This window comes from Hymenobacter rigui (assembly GCF_003944715.1).
GTDB classification, from domain to species: domain Bacteria; phylum Bacteroidota; class Bacteroidia; order Cytophagales; family Hymenobacteraceae; genus Hymenobacter; species Hymenobacter rigui.
Window position 1 is genome coordinate 551,110 of the sequence record NZ_RWIT01000001.1, and the last position, 15,932, is coordinate 567,041.

General features: G+C 59.5%; 14 protein-coding genes and 1 riboswitch. Of the genes, 5 read left to right on the top strand and 9 right to left on the bottom strand.

Annotated elements, in window-relative coordinates; all coding sequences use genetic code 11:
* Positions 1–137: 137 nt before the first annotated feature.
* On the top strand, positions 138–974 hold the full coding sequence (locus EI291_RS02210; protein ID WP_125417627.1) for a hypothetical protein: 837 nt from the start codon (positions 138–140) through the stop codon (positions 972–974).
* A gap of 10 nt (positions 975–984) precedes the next feature.
* Here EI291_RS02210 and EI291_RS02215 read toward each other — a convergent pair whose 3' ends face one another.
* The 4 genes from EI291_RS02215 to EI291_RS22585 form a co-directional block, all read right to left on the bottom strand.
* Entirely contained in the window at positions 985–3,255 is a 2,271-nt protein-coding gene (locus EI291_RS02215) for a B12-binding domain-containing radical SAM protein (protein WP_240635339.1), read from the bottom strand.
* A gap of 129 nt (positions 3,256–3,384) precedes the next feature.
* A complete protein-coding gene (locus tag EI291_RS02220) occupies positions 3,385–4,902 on the bottom strand; it encodes a hypothetical protein (RefSeq protein ID WP_125417628.1) in 1,518 nt (505 codons plus the stop codon).
* 253 nt (positions 4,903–5,155) lie between these two features.
* On the bottom strand, positions 5,156–5,728 hold the full coding sequence (locus EI291_RS02225; RefSeq protein WP_125417629.1) for a helix-turn-helix domain-containing protein: 573 nt from the start codon (positions 5,726–5,728) through the stop codon (positions 5,156–5,158).
* A complete protein-coding gene (locus EI291_RS22585) occupies positions 5,725–6,075 on the bottom strand; it encodes a hypothetical protein (RefSeq protein ID WP_148103368.1) in 351 nt (116 codons plus the stop codon). Before EI291_RS22585 ends, EI291_RS02225 begins: the two co-directional genes overlap by 4 nt.
* Positions 6,076–6,299: 224 nt before the next feature.
* Here EI291_RS22585 and EI291_RS02230 point away from each other — a divergent pair, with 224 nt between their 5' ends.
* Positions 6,300–6,575 carry a hypothetical protein gene (locus tag EI291_RS02230; protein ID WP_125417630.1) on the top strand — a complete coding sequence of 92 codons (276 nt, stop codon included), beginning with the start codon at positions 6,300–6,302 and terminating at the stop codon, positions 6,573–6,575.
* Between the two features lie 138 nt (positions 6,576–6,713).
* Here the strand turns inward: EI291_RS02230 and EI291_RS02235 are convergent, their stop codons facing one another.
* Both EI291_RS02235 and EI291_RS02240 read right to left on the bottom strand, forming a co-directional pair.
* The gene (locus tag EI291_RS02235; RefSeq protein WP_125417631.1) at positions 6,714–7,805 is read right to left on the bottom strand and encodes a DUF5074 domain-containing protein; all 1,092 of its coding nucleotides are present in this window, start codon (positions 7,803–7,805) and stop codon (positions 6,714–6,716) included.
* 30 nt (positions 7,806–7,835) lie between these two features.
* On the bottom strand, positions 7,836–9,728 hold the full coding sequence (locus tag EI291_RS02240) for a TonB-dependent receptor plug domain-containing protein (protein ID WP_170172467.1): 1,893 nt from the start codon (positions 9,726–9,728) through the stop codon (positions 7,836–7,838).
* Positions 9,729–9,953: 225 nt separating this feature from the next.
* Positions 9,954–10,173, bottom strand: a riboswitch (cobalamin riboswitch).
* Between the two features lie 50 nt (positions 10,174–10,223).
* On the opposite strand from EI291_RS02240, the gene EI291_RS02245 reads away from it, so the two are divergent.
* Positions 10,224–10,832, top strand: a complete 609-nt coding sequence (locus EI291_RS02245) for a DNA-3-methyladenine glycosylase (RefSeq protein WP_125417633.1) — start codon at positions 10,224–10,226, stop codon at positions 10,830–10,832.
* Positions 10,833–10,934: 102 nt separating this feature from the next.
* On the opposite strand, the gene EI291_RS02250 is transcribed toward EI291_RS02245, so the two are convergent.
* Both EI291_RS02250 and EI291_RS02255 read right to left on the bottom strand, forming a co-directional pair.
* Positions 10,935–12,125, bottom strand: a complete 1,191-nt coding sequence (locus EI291_RS02250; RefSeq protein WP_125417634.1) for a THUMP-like domain-containing protein — start codon at positions 12,123–12,125, stop codon at positions 10,935–10,937.
* 228 nt (positions 12,126–12,353) lie between these two features.
* Positions 12,354–12,977, bottom strand: a complete 624-nt coding sequence (locus tag EI291_RS02255; RefSeq protein WP_125417635.1) for a hypothetical protein — start codon at positions 12,975–12,977, stop codon at positions 12,354–12,356.
* Positions 12,978–13,123: 146 nt separating this feature from the next.
* On the opposite strand from EI291_RS02255, the gene EI291_RS02260 reads away from it, so the two are divergent.
* Positions 13,124–13,876: a DUF4397 domain-containing protein gene (locus EI291_RS02260; RefSeq protein WP_125417636.1), complete on the top strand. Its 753-nt coding sequence runs from the start codon at positions 13,124–13,126 to the stop codon at positions 13,874–13,876.
* Between the two features lie 159 nt (positions 13,877–14,035).
* A complete protein-coding gene (gene ahcY, locus EI291_RS02265; RefSeq protein WP_125417637.1) occupies positions 14,036–15,352 on the top strand; it encodes an adenosylhomocysteinase in 1,317 nt (438 codons plus the stop codon).
* A 58-nt stretch (positions 15,353–15,410) separates the two neighbouring features.
* On the opposite strand, the gene EI291_RS02270 is transcribed toward ahcY, so the two are convergent.
* Positions 15,411–15,905 (bottom strand): hypothetical protein, encoded by a 495-nt coding sequence (locus tag EI291_RS02270; protein ID WP_125417638.1) that lies wholly within the window; start codon positions 15,903–15,905, stop codon positions 15,411–15,413.
* Positions 15,906–15,932 lie beyond the last annotated feature (27 nt).

The following is a 15,932-nucleotide window of genomic DNA, read 5'->3' on the forward strand; positions in this document are numbered from 1 at the left end:
AGGAAACGGCCGCTACTCCACTGCCGGCCGGTCATTATGAGGGGCCCGTTACGTATCAGGGTAGCGAACTGCGGGTGGCACTAGAGCTCCGGGAAACCAGTGCCGGCCAATTACAGGCAGAAGTGACTTTCCCGCAGATGCCGGAATTGGCCTTTGAGCCGGTACAAGCCTTCTATAAAGCCCCGCAGCTCCGACTGGTGCAGCAGGCAGAAGGCGGCATCAGCGTACAGGCCGTGCGGGAAGGCGACTTCCTGCGGGGCGTACTGAATTGGGACAGCCTACAGGCTGATTTTGTGTGGGTGCGGCGCGGAACTGCGCCTGCGCGCGGCTTTCGGGAGCAGGTCCTCCCCGGCCGCAAGGGCCTTCGCCTGCTGCTTCCCGATGATACACTAACCCACCATCCGGCGCTGGCCTTGGTGGCTTTTCCCGCAACAACCGCCGCTGCCACCCAGCGAGCCATGTATCTGGCGCGGCACGGAGTAGCGGCGCTGGTGGTTCCTACTGAAAGCACCACCCCTGATTCGATAGCGGGGGCCACGGTGAGCAGCGCATTGGTGGCACTACGGCGGCAGACCGGCGTGGATTCCAGCAAAACCGGCTACTGGGCCCGCGGCAGCTCTACGCGGGTGGTGGCGGCCGCCGCTGCGCGGGAGCCCCGTCCGGCGTTTGTAGTGCTGGAAGGAGCTGGTGCCGACACGCGGGCGGAAGCACAGCCCTACACTGTTTTCAATCAGCTGCGGGTTCCGGTACTGGGCCTGTACGCTGCGCTGGATACCACGGTGCAGGTGCGCGAAAGTGCCCGCCGCCTGCGCACGGCGTTGGGGTTCCGGCGTGGCACGCAGGTGCGCATTGTGCCGCAGGCTACTCCCGATTTTATTCAGCCCGGCCGTACCCGCCCCGATGGACAGTGGCAATGGCCCCAGCCGGCGGCGGGCTACTGGTCCGGACTGGTGGAGTGGCTCCGGCAGCGCTGAAGCGCATCAGCTACAGGGTCAGCAAGCCTTTTTCGCGCAACAACTGCCAGGCGGGGCTTAGCAGGAACTGCTCCCAGGGCTGGCCACCGGCGGGGTAGATGGCGGCGGCTTCCTTCAGCAGCACTTTGGAATCGTAGTCGGTAGCCAGTTGGGTCAGGAGCGTGTGCAGCCACGGACCCAGCTCGGCCGGCACTTTTACCTCGAAATCCTCTGCCTGCTCATAGAAGGTAAGCACGGCGCGCTGGCCTTTTTTGGCTGGCTCATAGCGTAGCTCCGGCGTATTGCCCAGCCAGAACAGCCGGTTATTGAGGCGGGTGGCATCGGGCTTGCCAGGCTCCTGCACGGCCTGGCTGATGAGGTGGCGCGGCACGGTGGTTTTGGGCGTACGGAAATCAAACCAAAAGCTGAGCGGCTCCTGCAGCGCCACACCATGTAGGTAGTTGTACAAGGCCTTGGCCAGCCCCGGCCCGAACTGCTCGTGGTCGGTGCCGGTGGGGTCGTCATGCCACAGGTCGTTCCAGGCAAAGGGGCCGGGCTCGGGCCCCACGGCCGCTACTTTGTACTTCGCGGGATTTTTGCCGACGGGGGAGTGGGCCGTCATCGAAAACCGGTGCCAGTAGCCGCTCTGCACAATACCGGCCTGAAACAGCTGTCGCACCACTTCCAGCGAATCCACGGTTTCCTGAGCAGTCTGGGTGGGGAAGCCGTACATTAGGTAAGCGTGCACCATAATACCGGCTTGGGTGAAGCCATCCGTTACCCGGGCCACCTGCGCAATGGTTACGCCCTTTTCCATCAGGGCTAGCAGTCTATCGGAAGCTACTTCCAGGCCCCCGCTCACGGCAATGCAGCCCGAGGCAGCCAGCAGGCGGCACAGATCGGGGGTGAAGGTTTTCTCGAAGCGGATGTTGCCCCACCACGTAATACTCACGCGGCGTTTGAGCAGCTCCACAGCCAGGTCGCGCAGGGCCAGGGGCGGCGCGGCCTCATCCACGAAGTGGAACCCGGTCTGGCCGGTCTGGGCAATAATCCGCTCGATACGGTCCACCAGCAGCGTAGCCGGCGCCGTTTCGTAGCGGCTGATGTAATCGAGCGTTACGTCGCAGAAGGAGCAACGCTTCCAATAGCAGCCGTGCGCAATAGTGAGCTTATTCCAGCGCCCGTCGCTCCAGAGCCGGTGCATGGGGTTCAGCACTTCAATCACCGACAGATACTCCGTCAGCGGCAAATCGGAATAATCCGGCGTGCCTACCTCGGGGTGCGGAATATCGGCGGTGGTAGCATCGTTGCGGTACTCCACTTCGCCCGCCGCGTTGCGCAGAAAGGTGCGTTGGAGGGGATAAGTTTCGGGTTTCGGGTTTCTGGTTACTAGTTGCTGCTCTTCGGGAGCAATTCCATCAGAACCAGAAACCAGCAACGAGCAACTAGAAACATATTCCAACAGCCGCAGCCAAGGCCCTTCGCCGTCGTCGAGGGTCAGGAAGTCGATATAGTCGAAAAAGCGGGGCTCCTGGATAGTGCGCAGTTCGGTGTTGGGGTAGCCCCCGCCCATGCTGGTATAAGTGGCCGGGCGCAGCTGCTTCACGCGCTGAGCCAGCCGCAGCGCGCCGTACAGGTTGCCGGGAAAGGGTACCGTGAAGCCCACAATATCGGGTTGGGCGCGCTCCAGCAACTCGTCCAGCAGCTCCAGCAGCATCCGGTCGAGCAGGTTGGGGGCCGCCTGTAAGGCCTCGTGCAGGGCATCAAACGAGGTGGCCGACATGGCCAGCTTCTCGGCGTAGCGCGAAAAGCCGAACTGCGGCCCTACAGTTTCCTTGATCAGGTCGCCCAGATCTTCCAGATACAGCGTAGCCAGGTGGCGGGCCTGATCGGTGAGGCCCATAGTGCCGAAAGCCGTTTCTAGGTCGGCTACGTTATCAAAGCGGCTGGCCTCGGGCAGAAAGCGGCTGTGGCAGATGCGCGGAGCCAGCGTATTGTCCTTATTCTGCAGAAACCGGATAACCGGCTCGATGGTGCTCAGGTAGCTGTTTTTAAGCCGCAGCATCCGGCGCGCGTTGTCGCTGAGCTCGAAGTGACCGGCCTCAATTTCCGCAAACACCCGCGTCAGGCCTTCCTTCGAAAACAGCTTCAGCACCAGCTCCAGCCCTAAATCGGCCTGCGTGACCTGGTAGCCCCGCCCGCCCAGAAAGCCCTTGAGGTAGGCCGTGGCCGGGTACGGGGTATTCAGCTGCGTGAGCGGCGGCGTGATAAGCAGAATGCGGGGCTGGGCAGAAATCGACACGGAGACAACAACCGCCAACCGGCGGCAAAGGTGCCCGCAAAGGTACGGCGTTCAGTTGCCAGTTATCAGTTGTTCGTTGTCAGATGATGGCTTTGCACTAACAACTGACAACGAACAACTGATAACTATCTACCGTCCCATCTTCATCAATGACGGGTTCAGCCGCAGATACACCTGCGCCGAAACCGGAGTAGAACCGTAGTACACGTCCCGCAGCAGGCTGCCTTCAGGGCGGTATACGGTGGCCTGGGCACCCAGTGTCAGGTCGGTTTTGGCGAGTTGTGCTATCCGGTAGTTTGCGCCCAGCGTGAGGGCATGGATGTTATACACCGATTGGTTGTAGGGCGGAAAATCCTGAGGAGGAAGCTGCAGTTCCTCATTCGATTTCTGCACGAATTCATAGCGGCCATATACAGCCGGTTTGCCCAGCTGTACGTTGGTTTCGGCCAGTACGGAATGCGCGGCCTCATCGGTGCGGCCGCCCTCCACGTGCTGATTCATACCCCACACCAGCGCCGAGGTGATGTAGCGCCCTTCACCCCACTGACTGCTCTGAATAACGGAGGCGGTAGTACGCTTCACATCTTCATCCGCGTGTAGCTCCTCGGGGCTTTTGATGAAGGCCCGGCTGACCTGCAAAGCCAGTGCCCCGGTAGGGTTCCAACTCAGGCGGCCCGCCCACGAGTCGGCGCGGGGCTTGTCGAAGCCGTAGCGGTGCTCATCCGGTTCCCGACCCGTGAAGTTGGAGCCTTCCAGCTTAAACTGCTTGTAGCGCAGGCCCAACGTCGCTACGCCAAAGGTAATGTGGGTAGCATCCTGCCAGTGGTGGCCCAGGGCGGCATCGGGGTTGGGCATGGCCGAAATGCGGTGCATGAATGCCACCGGCCCAATGGCGGGCTCACCGGGGTAGCCCACGTAAGCCGTCAGGTCCACATCCTGAGAAAAGGCGTGGGTGTAGCCAATGCTCAGGGACGAAATCAGGTCGTGGGGGTGCTGGCGGTCCACCAATGGCCGGCCTTTGTAGGCTTCACCGCTCTGAAACAACAGCGGGTAGCCGTTACCGCCCTCCGTGAGCGGGTCCAGCGAGAACATGGCCGTAAGGTTCAGCAGCCCTTTCTCCCCGATGGGGCGCTGGGCCATGGTCATAAACCAGTTAGGGGCATCTACGGTACTACCGCCCCGCCGCCCGTTGTCGCGCCCGATGTTCTGGTTGGTGTAGCGCAGATACAGCGCGCCGTGGTTCATCACCATCCACTTGCCGTGGTGACTCATCCACATATACATAGGAGTGTTATCGGGGTTCCAGGCTGTACCGGAGCCGTTGCGGTTCATGGGCAGGTTGCGCGAATAGGCATGGCTCATGTGCTCCATGCCTTCCATAGCTCCCATCTGGCCCATGCTGCTCATGTCGTGGCCGGCGTGCTGCATGCCGGGCATGGGGCGGCGGGTGGTATCGGTGGGGGCCATACCGGGCATGGCCATATTATGGCCCGCGTGCTGGCTGTGGTCCATGGGCGCGGCGCGGCGGGTGGTATCTACCGGGGCGGTAGTAGGGGCCGGAGCTGTGGTATGGTGCTGATGCTGGGCATAACCGGTCTGCAGGGCAAACAGGCTCAGGCCAAGTGTATGGAGGAGAAAGGTGCGCATAATGAACCGGGCAAAGTAGGAGCAGCTGTGTGAGCAACATTACTGCCGCTGGTGGCTTTGGGTTCTATAAAACCCGGGCCCAATGCGTACGATGTTCGGGCCTAGATTTTCAGAAACTGAATGCAATCAGGAAGGAACATCATGCAGAGCGAAGCATGATGTTTAAAGGGTTTTGATGCTTGTCCTGACCTCAGCAACGAAAAAAGCCGACCCACGGAATGTAGGTCGGCTTTTTTCGTTGCTGGCTTGCTGTTTAGGCCAGCTGGTCCAGCGAAAGGCGGCGGGGCATCAGGTCGCGGCGGAATTCGCTTACGGAGCGGCCGGTGACCTGACGGAACTGGTTGCTCAGGTGCTGGCCGGAGCTGTAGCGCATCTGTTCAGCAATTTCGCTCAGCGTCATTTCATTGTAGCTCAACATTTCCTTCACCCGCTCGATCTTCAGCCGAATCAGGTATTTCTCGATGGTGAGGTTGGCCGTCCGCGAGAATACCTTGCTCAGGTGCGAGTACGTGGCCGCAAACCGGTCAGTTAGGAAGGCTGAAGTAGTCAGGGGCATGCGCGCGGTGCGCAGGTGCTCCAAGTATTCTACCAGCGCCGATTTGATTTGCTCGGTCAGCTGGTCGGCACGGCCCATAATCACATCGAAACCGGCTTCGCGTAGCATCGGAGCCACGGAAACGGGGTCGGCGGGCGTACTCTGGTCCAGTTGTGCCTGGCCCAGCGTCACGTCGGTGGGGCGGTAGCCGGCTTGTTCGAGGAGGTTGCGCACGGCATCAATGCAGCGTGGGCAAACCATGTTTTTAATGTGCAGAAGCGTCGTTTTCACGGATGTTGAGTTGAGTTCAACCGCGTTGCGGTACGCGTAGATTTACGAGGAGAAGGTGGGGTTGTGGTGGGTTTTGCCCGCCGGGTACGTTCCGGCGCAGGCTCGGCCCACTGCTTCCCAAACCAGTTGGCTGCCGCCCAATTCACAAAGGGAACCACCCCTAGGAATGTTACAGCCAGTAGCCAGAAAAATACGAAAAAAGCACCGAAAAGCCGACCAAAAAACTGGTCCTGCGTTCCGTACAGATACCCAATCAGCAGCAGAGCCAGCAGTAGACTGCTTCCAGCCAGATAGGCGACTTTCCGCAGAAGCGGTTGGTAGGCGGCTGATGAGGAGGCGCGTTTCATAAAGGCTATACAGACAGGCAAAGATAACCGACTGTTGCATACCCGCCAGAAACCAGCTGGTGGCGGAAGATTAAGGGTACTGCTGAGGCATGGAAGGAAACGGCTGAAAGTGGTGAATTGGCAGTGGTTGAGGAACGGAAATCATCATACGCAAAAACCAGCCTTGCGGCCAGCCGTACAGCCTAAAATAGTTCCTCTCTTACTGCTCTTCCAACTCCAGACCCATGAAAACGCTCATCTCATTCCGGCCACTGGCCATGGCAGTCCTCCTGGCCGGTACTGTATCGGCTTGCAACACGGGTACCGGCAACGGCGACACAAATGTGGAGCGCGGGGCTGAAAAAAGCCTCGATCCGGCCACTCATCAGAACGCCTCCGTTGCCGCTGACTCGGCTGCTTCCGGCCTTAGCCGCGACACCAGCACCGGCCCCACCGGCCGGCAGCAGTATGAGAAGGCTGCTGATACCAAGGACCGCAACCACGACGGCATTGCCGATTAGGCAGCAGTACAGTACGTGCCTAAGCAGAAAAGCCCGCAACAGCTGTTGCGGGCTTTTCTGTTTGGTAGGCGGGCGGGTAAAGAGAGCTAAGTTGTTTTCGGAAGCTGGAAGCGGGAATATTACTAGCGGTGCACGGGCTTAGTAGAACACGAAGCCATTGGGGCCGATTCCGACCGTGAAGGAGTCGATGGCCGTGCCGTTGGTACGGTACCGAATTACCTTGTCGGCGGCCGTGAAGGAACCTATACCGCCGTAAATGGTGCCATCCTGCGGATCAACCCCCAGCCCGTAGAAGCTGCGCTTAATGAGGGGCGTGGCCGGCAGCGTGGCATCACCGGTGCCCAGGGTGTACACGCCGCCCAGGTACGTGAAGTACAACTGGTTTTTGGCCCCGTTGATGGTGAGGCGGTTGGGTGTGCTACGGTTGGAGGCTACTTCGCGGGTGATGGCCGTCAGCTGGCCCGGCACAATCATCGAGAGGCTGCCTTTGGTGGTGCGGGTGTAGTCGGTGCTATAGTCGGCGTTGTAGTATACTTTGCCGCCACTCAGTACCCACACATTGCCGTTGGCATCCTGCGCCAGGCTGTTTGGCGAGTCGCCTACCGTAATGGCGCCTTCCACGGCATCGGTAGCAGTGTTGATAACGGTAACCGTGTTGCCACCGCTGTTGGTCACGTACAGCCGGGACCCGGCCACCAGCAGCCGCTCCGGCTGCACACCCACATCAATGGTTTTGGTAACAGTATTGGTTTTCAGGTCAATCACCGATACGCGGCCATTGCTGCCGCTGTAGGATACGGTTTCGGTAACGTAGCCTTTGCCGGCCGAGGCCGCCGCAAAGTAGCGGGGCAGCTTCAGGCCGGTAACGGTAGCCTTCGAGCGGAATTTGGCCAGGGACACTACTTCCAGCTTGTTGCTGTTGTTCACCACAATGTATCCCAGGCTATCCTGCACGGCCATGCTCTGGGCCACGTCGCCCAGGGTCCGGCCATTGGCGGTGCTGAATAGGCTCTTACCCGTAACGGCGCTGCTGGCTTTGCTGAACAGGCTGATGTCGGCGTTTGAGCGCAGGAAGTTGCCTTCGTTCACCACAAACACGCTGCGGGTTACAATGGGCTGTTCGGTTGGTTTCGGGTCAGTAGATGGGTCGCAGGCCAGCAGGCTCAGGGTAGCAGCACTGCCCAGCAGTAGCCGGCCAGGCAGACCGGAAAAGGCGTTCAGTAGTTTCATGAGAAAATAGGGAGTGAAAAAAATGACGGGTTATTGCCACAGCAGCCGCAGGCTCAGGCTGCCGTGGCGGGGCGGCATGGCGCGGTTCTGGTAGCTTTGATACAGGCGGTTAGTAAGGTTGTAGCCTTGGGCCAGCAGCTGCAGCCGCCAGCCGGGCCGGGCCGTGAGGGTGTAGCCGGCCGTGGCATTCAGTAGCAGATAGCTGGGCAGAAACTCCGTAGCCGACGCATCGGTGTAGCGGTAGCCGGTAAATGTGAGGGCCGTACTCAGCTGCCAGCTGCGCCAGGTATGGTCGGTGCTGAAAGCCCCCGTGTGCAGCGGCACAAATGGCAGCTGCCGGCCCACGGGGTCATTATCCGTAGCTACTCCCTTGGTTTTCTCCGACTGCGTGAAGCTGTAGCTGGCCCGGGCCGCTGCCGTGTAGCGCCCCTGTTTCCAGGTAAGCTGCGTGCTGGCCTCCAAACCCTGAGCCCGCACCTGTCGCAGGTTGCGCGGCGACCAATACGAAGCACCTGGCGTCCACTGCACCCAGTTATCTACCAGTTGACGGTAGGCGGTAAGCTCCGTCTGCAGTTGGAGGTGGGCTGGGGTTGCCGTGAGAGTATGCGTTACGCCGCCTTCGTAGCCAATGCCCTGCTCGGGCAGCAACCCGGGGTTGCCGCCGGGGCGCCAGTACCGCTCGTTCAGGGTAGGGGCCCGGTAGCTGCGTGAGGCATTGCCTTTGAGCTGAATAGCGTGCTGAGCAGTCTGCAGGGCTATCCACTCGGCGCCAGCGGTGGGAGTGAGCGGCGGCCGGCGACCAGGCAGCATGGCCTGCCGCAGGTTTAGGGACAGGCGTAACCGGGGGCGTGGGTCGTAACGGAGCAGGGCAAAGCCTGAATAGCGGTTTTCTGTGCGTGGCTGGCTGCCGTACCCATCTACCTGTGCGGCAAAATGCTGAGCCTCAGCCCCCGCGCGTACTGACGCATTCGGCGCGAAGGTCCAGGTGTGCTCGGCCTGGGCTTGGCTGGTGCGCACTCGTGATTCGCTCAGGCCGCTCACCTCGTCGCGGTAATTTAGCACATCCTCGAACCAGGCGGCGCGGCCGGCCCACTCATGCGCCTGGGTTACGTACCGGTAGCCGGCCATCAGCCTTCGGCTCTGGTCCCGCTCCTGGGCGCGCGTATTGTTGGTGCCGATGCCCGGCTGAATCTGGCGGTCCGCATCCGTCAGCCAGGCTGCCGCCGATACTTCACTGCGCTGCCCCAGCCGGAGCGTTACGTCCTGCGTGAGGCTGGCTTGCCGGAAAGCCGCATTTTCCTGGCGTCGCCGTACTAGTCCCTGGGCTTCCCGGGTGTAGTACGGAAAGTCGTTTTCGGCCTGGCGGTAGAGCAGACTGGTGCGCACGGCCAGCTTCTGGTTGCTGAAAGCCGCTTCTACGGTGCCGGCTCCCAGTCCGTAGCTGCCGTAATCGGCCTGAGCCGTGCCCCGCCACCCAGCCCCCCACCGCGTAGCCGACGACAGCAGCACCGTGCCGCCCACCGCGCCGTTGCCGTAAGTAGCCCCGGCCGGGCCGGGCTGAATTTCTATCTGAGCATTGCCACTGACGGGCAGCAGGGAAAAATCGGCTTCTCCCAGAGAAGGCAGATTGATGTTGAAGCCATTCCAGAGTACGGCCGTGTGCCGGGCGGAAGTACCGCGCAGCGTGATGGAAGCCAGCTGACCCGGACCGTAGTTTTTGAGATAAATGGCCGTGCGGGCGCTCAGCGCATCGGTAAGGGTACCGGTGCGGTAGTTGGTGAGGGCCAATGAATCCAGCATGAGCCGCCGGCTGCCCACGGCAAACCGCTCCGGGCGCACCCCGGGAATCCGCACGGTGGGCAGTTGCTGAACGCGGGCAGTATCGGCGGTAGGCGTTTGGGCCAGCGCCGGCAAAGTCAACACGCACAAACTACTAGTGAGCCACCGAAGTAGCCACCTGCGCCGCAAGGCCGTAAAATCCATCTGGTGAACCAAAATTTTCGAAATCGAAAAATTCAGTTCAAAACCTCGTTGCCTGGCCGCTACGCACAGCCAAACCCCGAAGCCGAGGCCGAAAACAGAAGAGTATGCTGCCCGACCGAAGCCGGACCACTGATTTCATTCTCCGCCCTTCCTCCGAAGGCGCTGAACATGGGAAATGTAGCGGCAGGTCTCCTGGCTTGCTCCGGGCGCGTCGCCTTCCCATTTCATGGCTTCCCGCAGGAAACCACCCGTGAAACAGTGGCCGGTGTTGACGCGCCGACTCGTGAAGCGTACAGTTGCGGGGACAGCTCCGGATTTTAACCGGATTCCCTTTTCAGCCGCGCCCCGCACTTGGGGTCTGGCCACCTCTACAGCGGCAAAGGTAGGCAATGCCACGTATAGGTTGGTTATCTGGCTGAAATTCCTGCTACCTCTATGTCCACACTACCTCCGGCCTTCTACCGCCGCCCCGACCCCGTTCAGATTGCCCGTGAGCTGCTGGGCAAGCACGTGTATTCCTGCTTGGATGGCCAATTAACCGGCGGCCGTATCGTGGAAACGGAGGCGTATTCCCACGAGGGCGACGACTCCATGCAACTGCACCTGAAGCGGCGCGGAACCCATGGCCGGGCGTTACACGAGTCCGGCGGACGAGCCTATCTGTATCAGGTGTACAACCGCCATACGCTGTTCAACATCAGCACCAATGCCGCCGAAAAGCCCGATACGGTACTAATACGAGCTGTTGAACCACTGGTGGGATTAGACGTTATGGCGGCTCGGCGAGGCGGCCTGGCCCCCGACTCGCCTAAACTCACGGCCGGACCAGGGCTGTTCACCCAGGCCTTCGGTATTACGCCCGCCCTCAGCGGCACCGATTTGCAGGGCCCGGTACTTTGGCTAACAGATGAAGGCGACACCATTGCCGACGCCGATATTGTGGCCAGCCCCCGCGTGGGCCTGGCCTACGCAGGCGAAACGGCCGCCACGCTGCCTTGGCGCTTCCGCATCAAGGACAGCAAATGGACCAGCCCGGTGAAGTGAAATCTGGATGGAGTATACTGGTTTTCTGACTGTGCGTTAGCTCGCCAACACGCCGCACCTACCACAAATCCTCATCCACAAAATCCGCTTAACATCGAGTAATCAGTGATACTTCTCGCACACCAGTACCATCAGCTTGCCTTCCAGATTGGTGGTAGCAAACAGGTACAGGTCGCCGCCTTCTTTGATGGCGGTGCGGTGCCGGAACTCGGCTACTGAGTCTGGGAAATTGCGGGTGGTGACGTGGGCACGGTTGTCGGGGCCGAGGTGGGCGCGCAGGGCCGCGCCGTCATACTTTTCCACGGCCCGTATCCGGAAAATCCGGCCTGGAAAATCCGGACGCAGCACATCCGAAGTGTACAGGTGACTGTGCTGGTGCAGTTTCAGCAGCTCGAAAGCTGTGCCGATGCTCTTGAATGCCCCGGCTTTCAGAACGGCCACGTTCGGCTCATACAAGTACTGCTGAGGCTCGGCATACCGGGCTACGGCGCGGGTTTCGCGGGCCCGGTTCAGCCGGAATTCCTGCTGCTGACCGTTGCGGAGCATGTTCACAGTGTACCGTTCAGGGTCAACGGCTGGCTCAGGGCCCAGCTCATACAGCACTTCCTTGCACTCATTATCCACGGCCACCACCCACAGGCGGCGTACCTGCCGCAGCTCCTGAATAGCCTGCTCAATATCGAGCATGGGGGAAGTTTTGAGCAGTACACATCGGCTTTTATGCAGCAGCAGCGGCATCAGACGAAGCACATCCGGCTCACAGTCCTGCAGGCGGAAAATCTTCTTGGCAGCCGTGTCGCGGCGGGCGGGGTCCAGGTACAGCCAGTCGAATGTATCGGGGGTGTTACGCAGAAACTGTACGGCGTCGCCGGTATGGCACTGCACGTTTTCAATGCCCAGCTGTGTCAGGTTGAAGCGCACTACATCTGCCAGGGCCGCGTTGCGCTCTACGTAATGCACCTCGGCAATAGTAGCCGCAAAGTGAGCCACATCTACCCCGAAGCCACCCGTCAGGTCGGCCAGGCGCTGCCCCTGTACCAGGGAAGCCTTAAATGCCGCCGTACGGGCCGACGAGGCCTGTTCCACGGACAACGTGGGCGGAAAAACAAGGTCGGGGTTTTCGGCCCAGGCCGGGATTTTGGTCTTGGCCTTCTGACGGGCCTGAATCTGACGGATGAGGTCGGGTACCGGCAGGCCGGGGTAGCGTCGGGCCTGCAGGGCTAGTTGGGCGGGGTCGTCGTGCAGGTGCTCAGCAACGTATCGGCGGGCCGCAGTCGGCAGCGGGTATTCCATGTAGGGTTCCTACGAAAAACAGGCCGGCGCCGGACGCTGATCCGGTGCCAGCCCTGGCGAAAAGCAGCATCAAACGTAAGCAGGAAATCCGGCAACAGCCAGTTTCTGCTCGCGTGTAGGCCACTGGGATATAAAGACAGGCATTCCGGACAGGGAAGGAGGCCGCCGCCGCTTAAGGCGTGCTGCAACTCCAATTCCTGCCCGGAATGCCTGAAAACGCGAGTTAGGCTAGCGTAGGTTCCAGCTGAGGGCCAGCAGCGGCTGACCGCTCCGGCTGGCGGCCAGACCTACCGCACTAGGCCGCAGCTGATACAATACCCCCGTGCGGGCTGCCGGCACCCCGGCATTATGTGCCTCTACCGCCCGCTGAAAGTGCGAGTTGGTGTTTCGCGAAATAAAGATGTTACTCAGCAGGCTAAAAGCGGCCACACCAATGGCAGCCTGCTGCTGCGTATTGAAATATTGCTGTTTTTCGTCTTTGGCCAGTACCTGCTGACCATACACGCCTACTGCTCCTACAAAGGTGAGGCGCTCAGCCAGAAACAGCCATTTCTGCCGCCGGTACCGGTTCAGGTTGTCCAGCGCTTCTTGGTTGCCGGCCAGGTAAGGGCGCAGCCGCTGCCCGAAGAACCCGGCACTCTGGTAGTCGGAGCCTGCATCTCCCAGACCCGTAGCGAAATAGAAGTTTTTTTGCACGCCGTTCAGTCCCCGGTCCTTGTCCTCCGGAGCCAGCCGGATAACAGTGGAGGCCTGCTGTGCCTGGGCAGATACAGAGAAGCCTACAGCACACAAGACAACGAAGGCAGAGCGACGTAAAACGCCGGAAATACGGTTCAGATGGGGTTGGGGCATGTGGACAAAACTAGTGCATATATAGTCAGGTTGCTAAGTGTTTGAGCGAGAAAAAAGTGCAATTCATCGAGGAAAAGTTTTAGAGCCAATCCAACAAAAGCACTCCGGCCTTCGTTCTGGCAGGCAGTTCACCAATTTCTCTGCTCATGAAAACGCTGACTTCTCTTTTCCGCCCGGCCGTTCTGTTGGCTGTTCTGCCCGCTACACTGGTATTCTCGGCTTGCTCTAACGACGACGATAATAATGCAACTCCGGTGCCCGATCAGGGCAGAGTTACCGCCGTACATGCGGCCCCTAATGCCAACGTCAAGGTATCGGTGCTGGTCGACGATAAATCGGTGAAAGACCTGAACTATGGTGACAACTCCGGCTACTTGGCCGTGGATGCAGGAAGCCGGGTCTTCAAGATCAACGTGGCAGGCACTTCTACCACCGTAGCCACCGCCACCCAGACTGTTGCCAAGGATAAGAACTACTCGCTCTTCGCCTACAGCCCTACCACCCAGGCCAACTCCATCAGTGCCATCTGGGTAGAGGACGACCTGACAGCTCCTGCGGCCAATCAGGCAAAAGTACGCGTGGTGCATCTGGGCCTGAATGCGCCCTCACCCGTGAAGCTCTCCCAGGAAACGGTAGCCGGCTCTACTGATGTGCCCGGTGTCAGCGCGGCGTTTGGTGCAGCCTCTTCCTTTGCTTCCATTCCCACCGGCACGTATAACCTGCTGGTTACGACGGGAGCTACCTCTGCCAAGGTTGTAGCTGTCGGCGACGGTAATGGCTCCGGTACGGGCACCAAAAACTACGAGGCCGGTAAGATATACACCGTTTTGGTGCGCGGCAGCCTGGGCAGCCTCAACACCGACCTGCAGCCCAAGGCGGTGCTGATTCAGAATAACTAACTCGGCATCTGTAGCTTGAGTGCTGAAGCCCGTCCTGCCATCCGTGCGGGGCGGGCTTCGTTGCGTATAGTAAGGAGCATTGCTGCTTGAAAAGAAAAGGATAACAAATCGAGTATCTTTGCGGTTAGAAACCGACTACTTCACCTCTGTATCTGACTGATGGAGACTAAGACCACGGCCTACGTTCCGTACAAAGTAAAAGACATGAGCCTCGCCGAGTGGGGCCGCAAGGAAATCCGCCTCGCCGAAGCCGAAATGCCCGGCCTTATGTCGCTGCGGGCGGAGTATGGTGCCAGCAAGCCGCTGAAAGGCGCGCGCATCGCCGGCTGCCTGCACATGACCATCCAAACGGCCGTGCTCATCGAAACCCTCGTTGAGCTGGGTGCCGACGTTACGTGGTCGTCCTGCAACATCTTCTCCACTCAGGACCACGCCGCTGCGGCTATTGCCGCCGCCGGTATTCCGGTGTATGCCTGGAAGGGTATGAACGAAGAAGAGTTCAACTGGTGCATCGAGCAGACCCTGTGGTTTGGCGAGGAGCGTCAGCCCCTGAACATGATTCTGGATGACGGCGGCGACCTGACCAACATGGTGCTCGATAACTACCCAGAGCTGGCCGCTGGTATCAAAGGCATTTCGGAGGAAACCACCACGGGTGTACTGCGCCTGATTGAGCGCGTGAAAGCTGGTACCCTGCTTATGCCCGCCTTCAACATCAACGACTCGGTAACCAAGTCGAAATTCGACAACAAGTACGGTTGCAAAGAGTCGGCCGTGGATGCTATCCGTCGCGCTACCGACACGATGATGGCTGGTAAAGTAGCCGTGGTAGCTGGCTATGGCGACGTAGGAAAAGGCACGGCCGCCTCGCTGGCTGGTGCTGGTGCCCGCGTTATCGTGACCGAAATTGACCCCATCTGCGCCCTGCAGGCCGCTATGGACGGCTTCGAGGTGAAGAAGATGGAAAATGCCATTCCGCGCGCTGACATTGTTATTACCACTACCGGCAACTGCGACATCATCCGGGAAGAGCATTTCCGTGCCCTGCGCGACAAAGCCATTGTCTGCAACATCGGCCACTTCGACGATGAGATTGACATGGCGTGGTTGAACAAAAACTACGGCCACACCAAAGACACCGTGAAGCCCCAGGTAGACATCTATACCATCGACGGTAAAGAAGTCATCATTCTGGCGGAAGGCCGCTTGGTGAACCTGGGCTGCGCTACTGGCCACCCCTCGTTCGTTATGTCGAATTCCTTCACGAACCAGACGCTGGCTCAGTTGGAGCTGTGGCAGAACGCTGATAAGTACGAAAACGAAGTGTACACCCTGCCCAAGCACCTTGATGAGAAGGTGGCCCGCCTGCACCTCGCCAAAATCGGCGTGGAGCTGGACGAGCTGACGCCCAAGCAGGCTGACTATATCAAAGTACCCGTAGAAGGCCCGTTCAAATCGGACCTGTACCGTTACTAATAAGCTACGGCTTTCAACTAAAAACCCCGCCCGGCGCAATGCCGGGCGGGGTTTTTAGTTATTGAGTCTGAACTGGGAAACGGTTTTTGTATTCTCCGCTTGAAGTATATAGCGGAATACCCAGAAGTTTCCACTGATGTAGCAATATAACGTCGTACGCTACCTGATGCTGCTGCACATTAGCGGTGCCACCCAGCGGCTTCCAAGTATGCCCGAGCATCAATCCCGAAATGGTAGGATATAAGCCGCTGACGACAAAACTTGAATCGGTGCGGGTGCCTTCAAATATTAAATGAAGCTTATTGTTCGGGTTCAGGGTAACGGTTGTCGATTGGCTCCAGTTGCCGAGGGGCTGCCCGTTGTTGGCGGGAGCCAGCAGGTTGGGAATATTACCTTCCGGCTCCTGACTACTTTTCACCGACAGGCTCATCAGAAACAACAGGGCTAACCCTAAGCCAAGCTGGCGCCTTAAGAGTATAAGAACCTTAAACCAGGCAAACACGACACATACAAGTAGAATGACGTTGAGAATAGTCCACAGAAGAGTAAGCATATAGGAATAGGGTAAAGGATGATACTG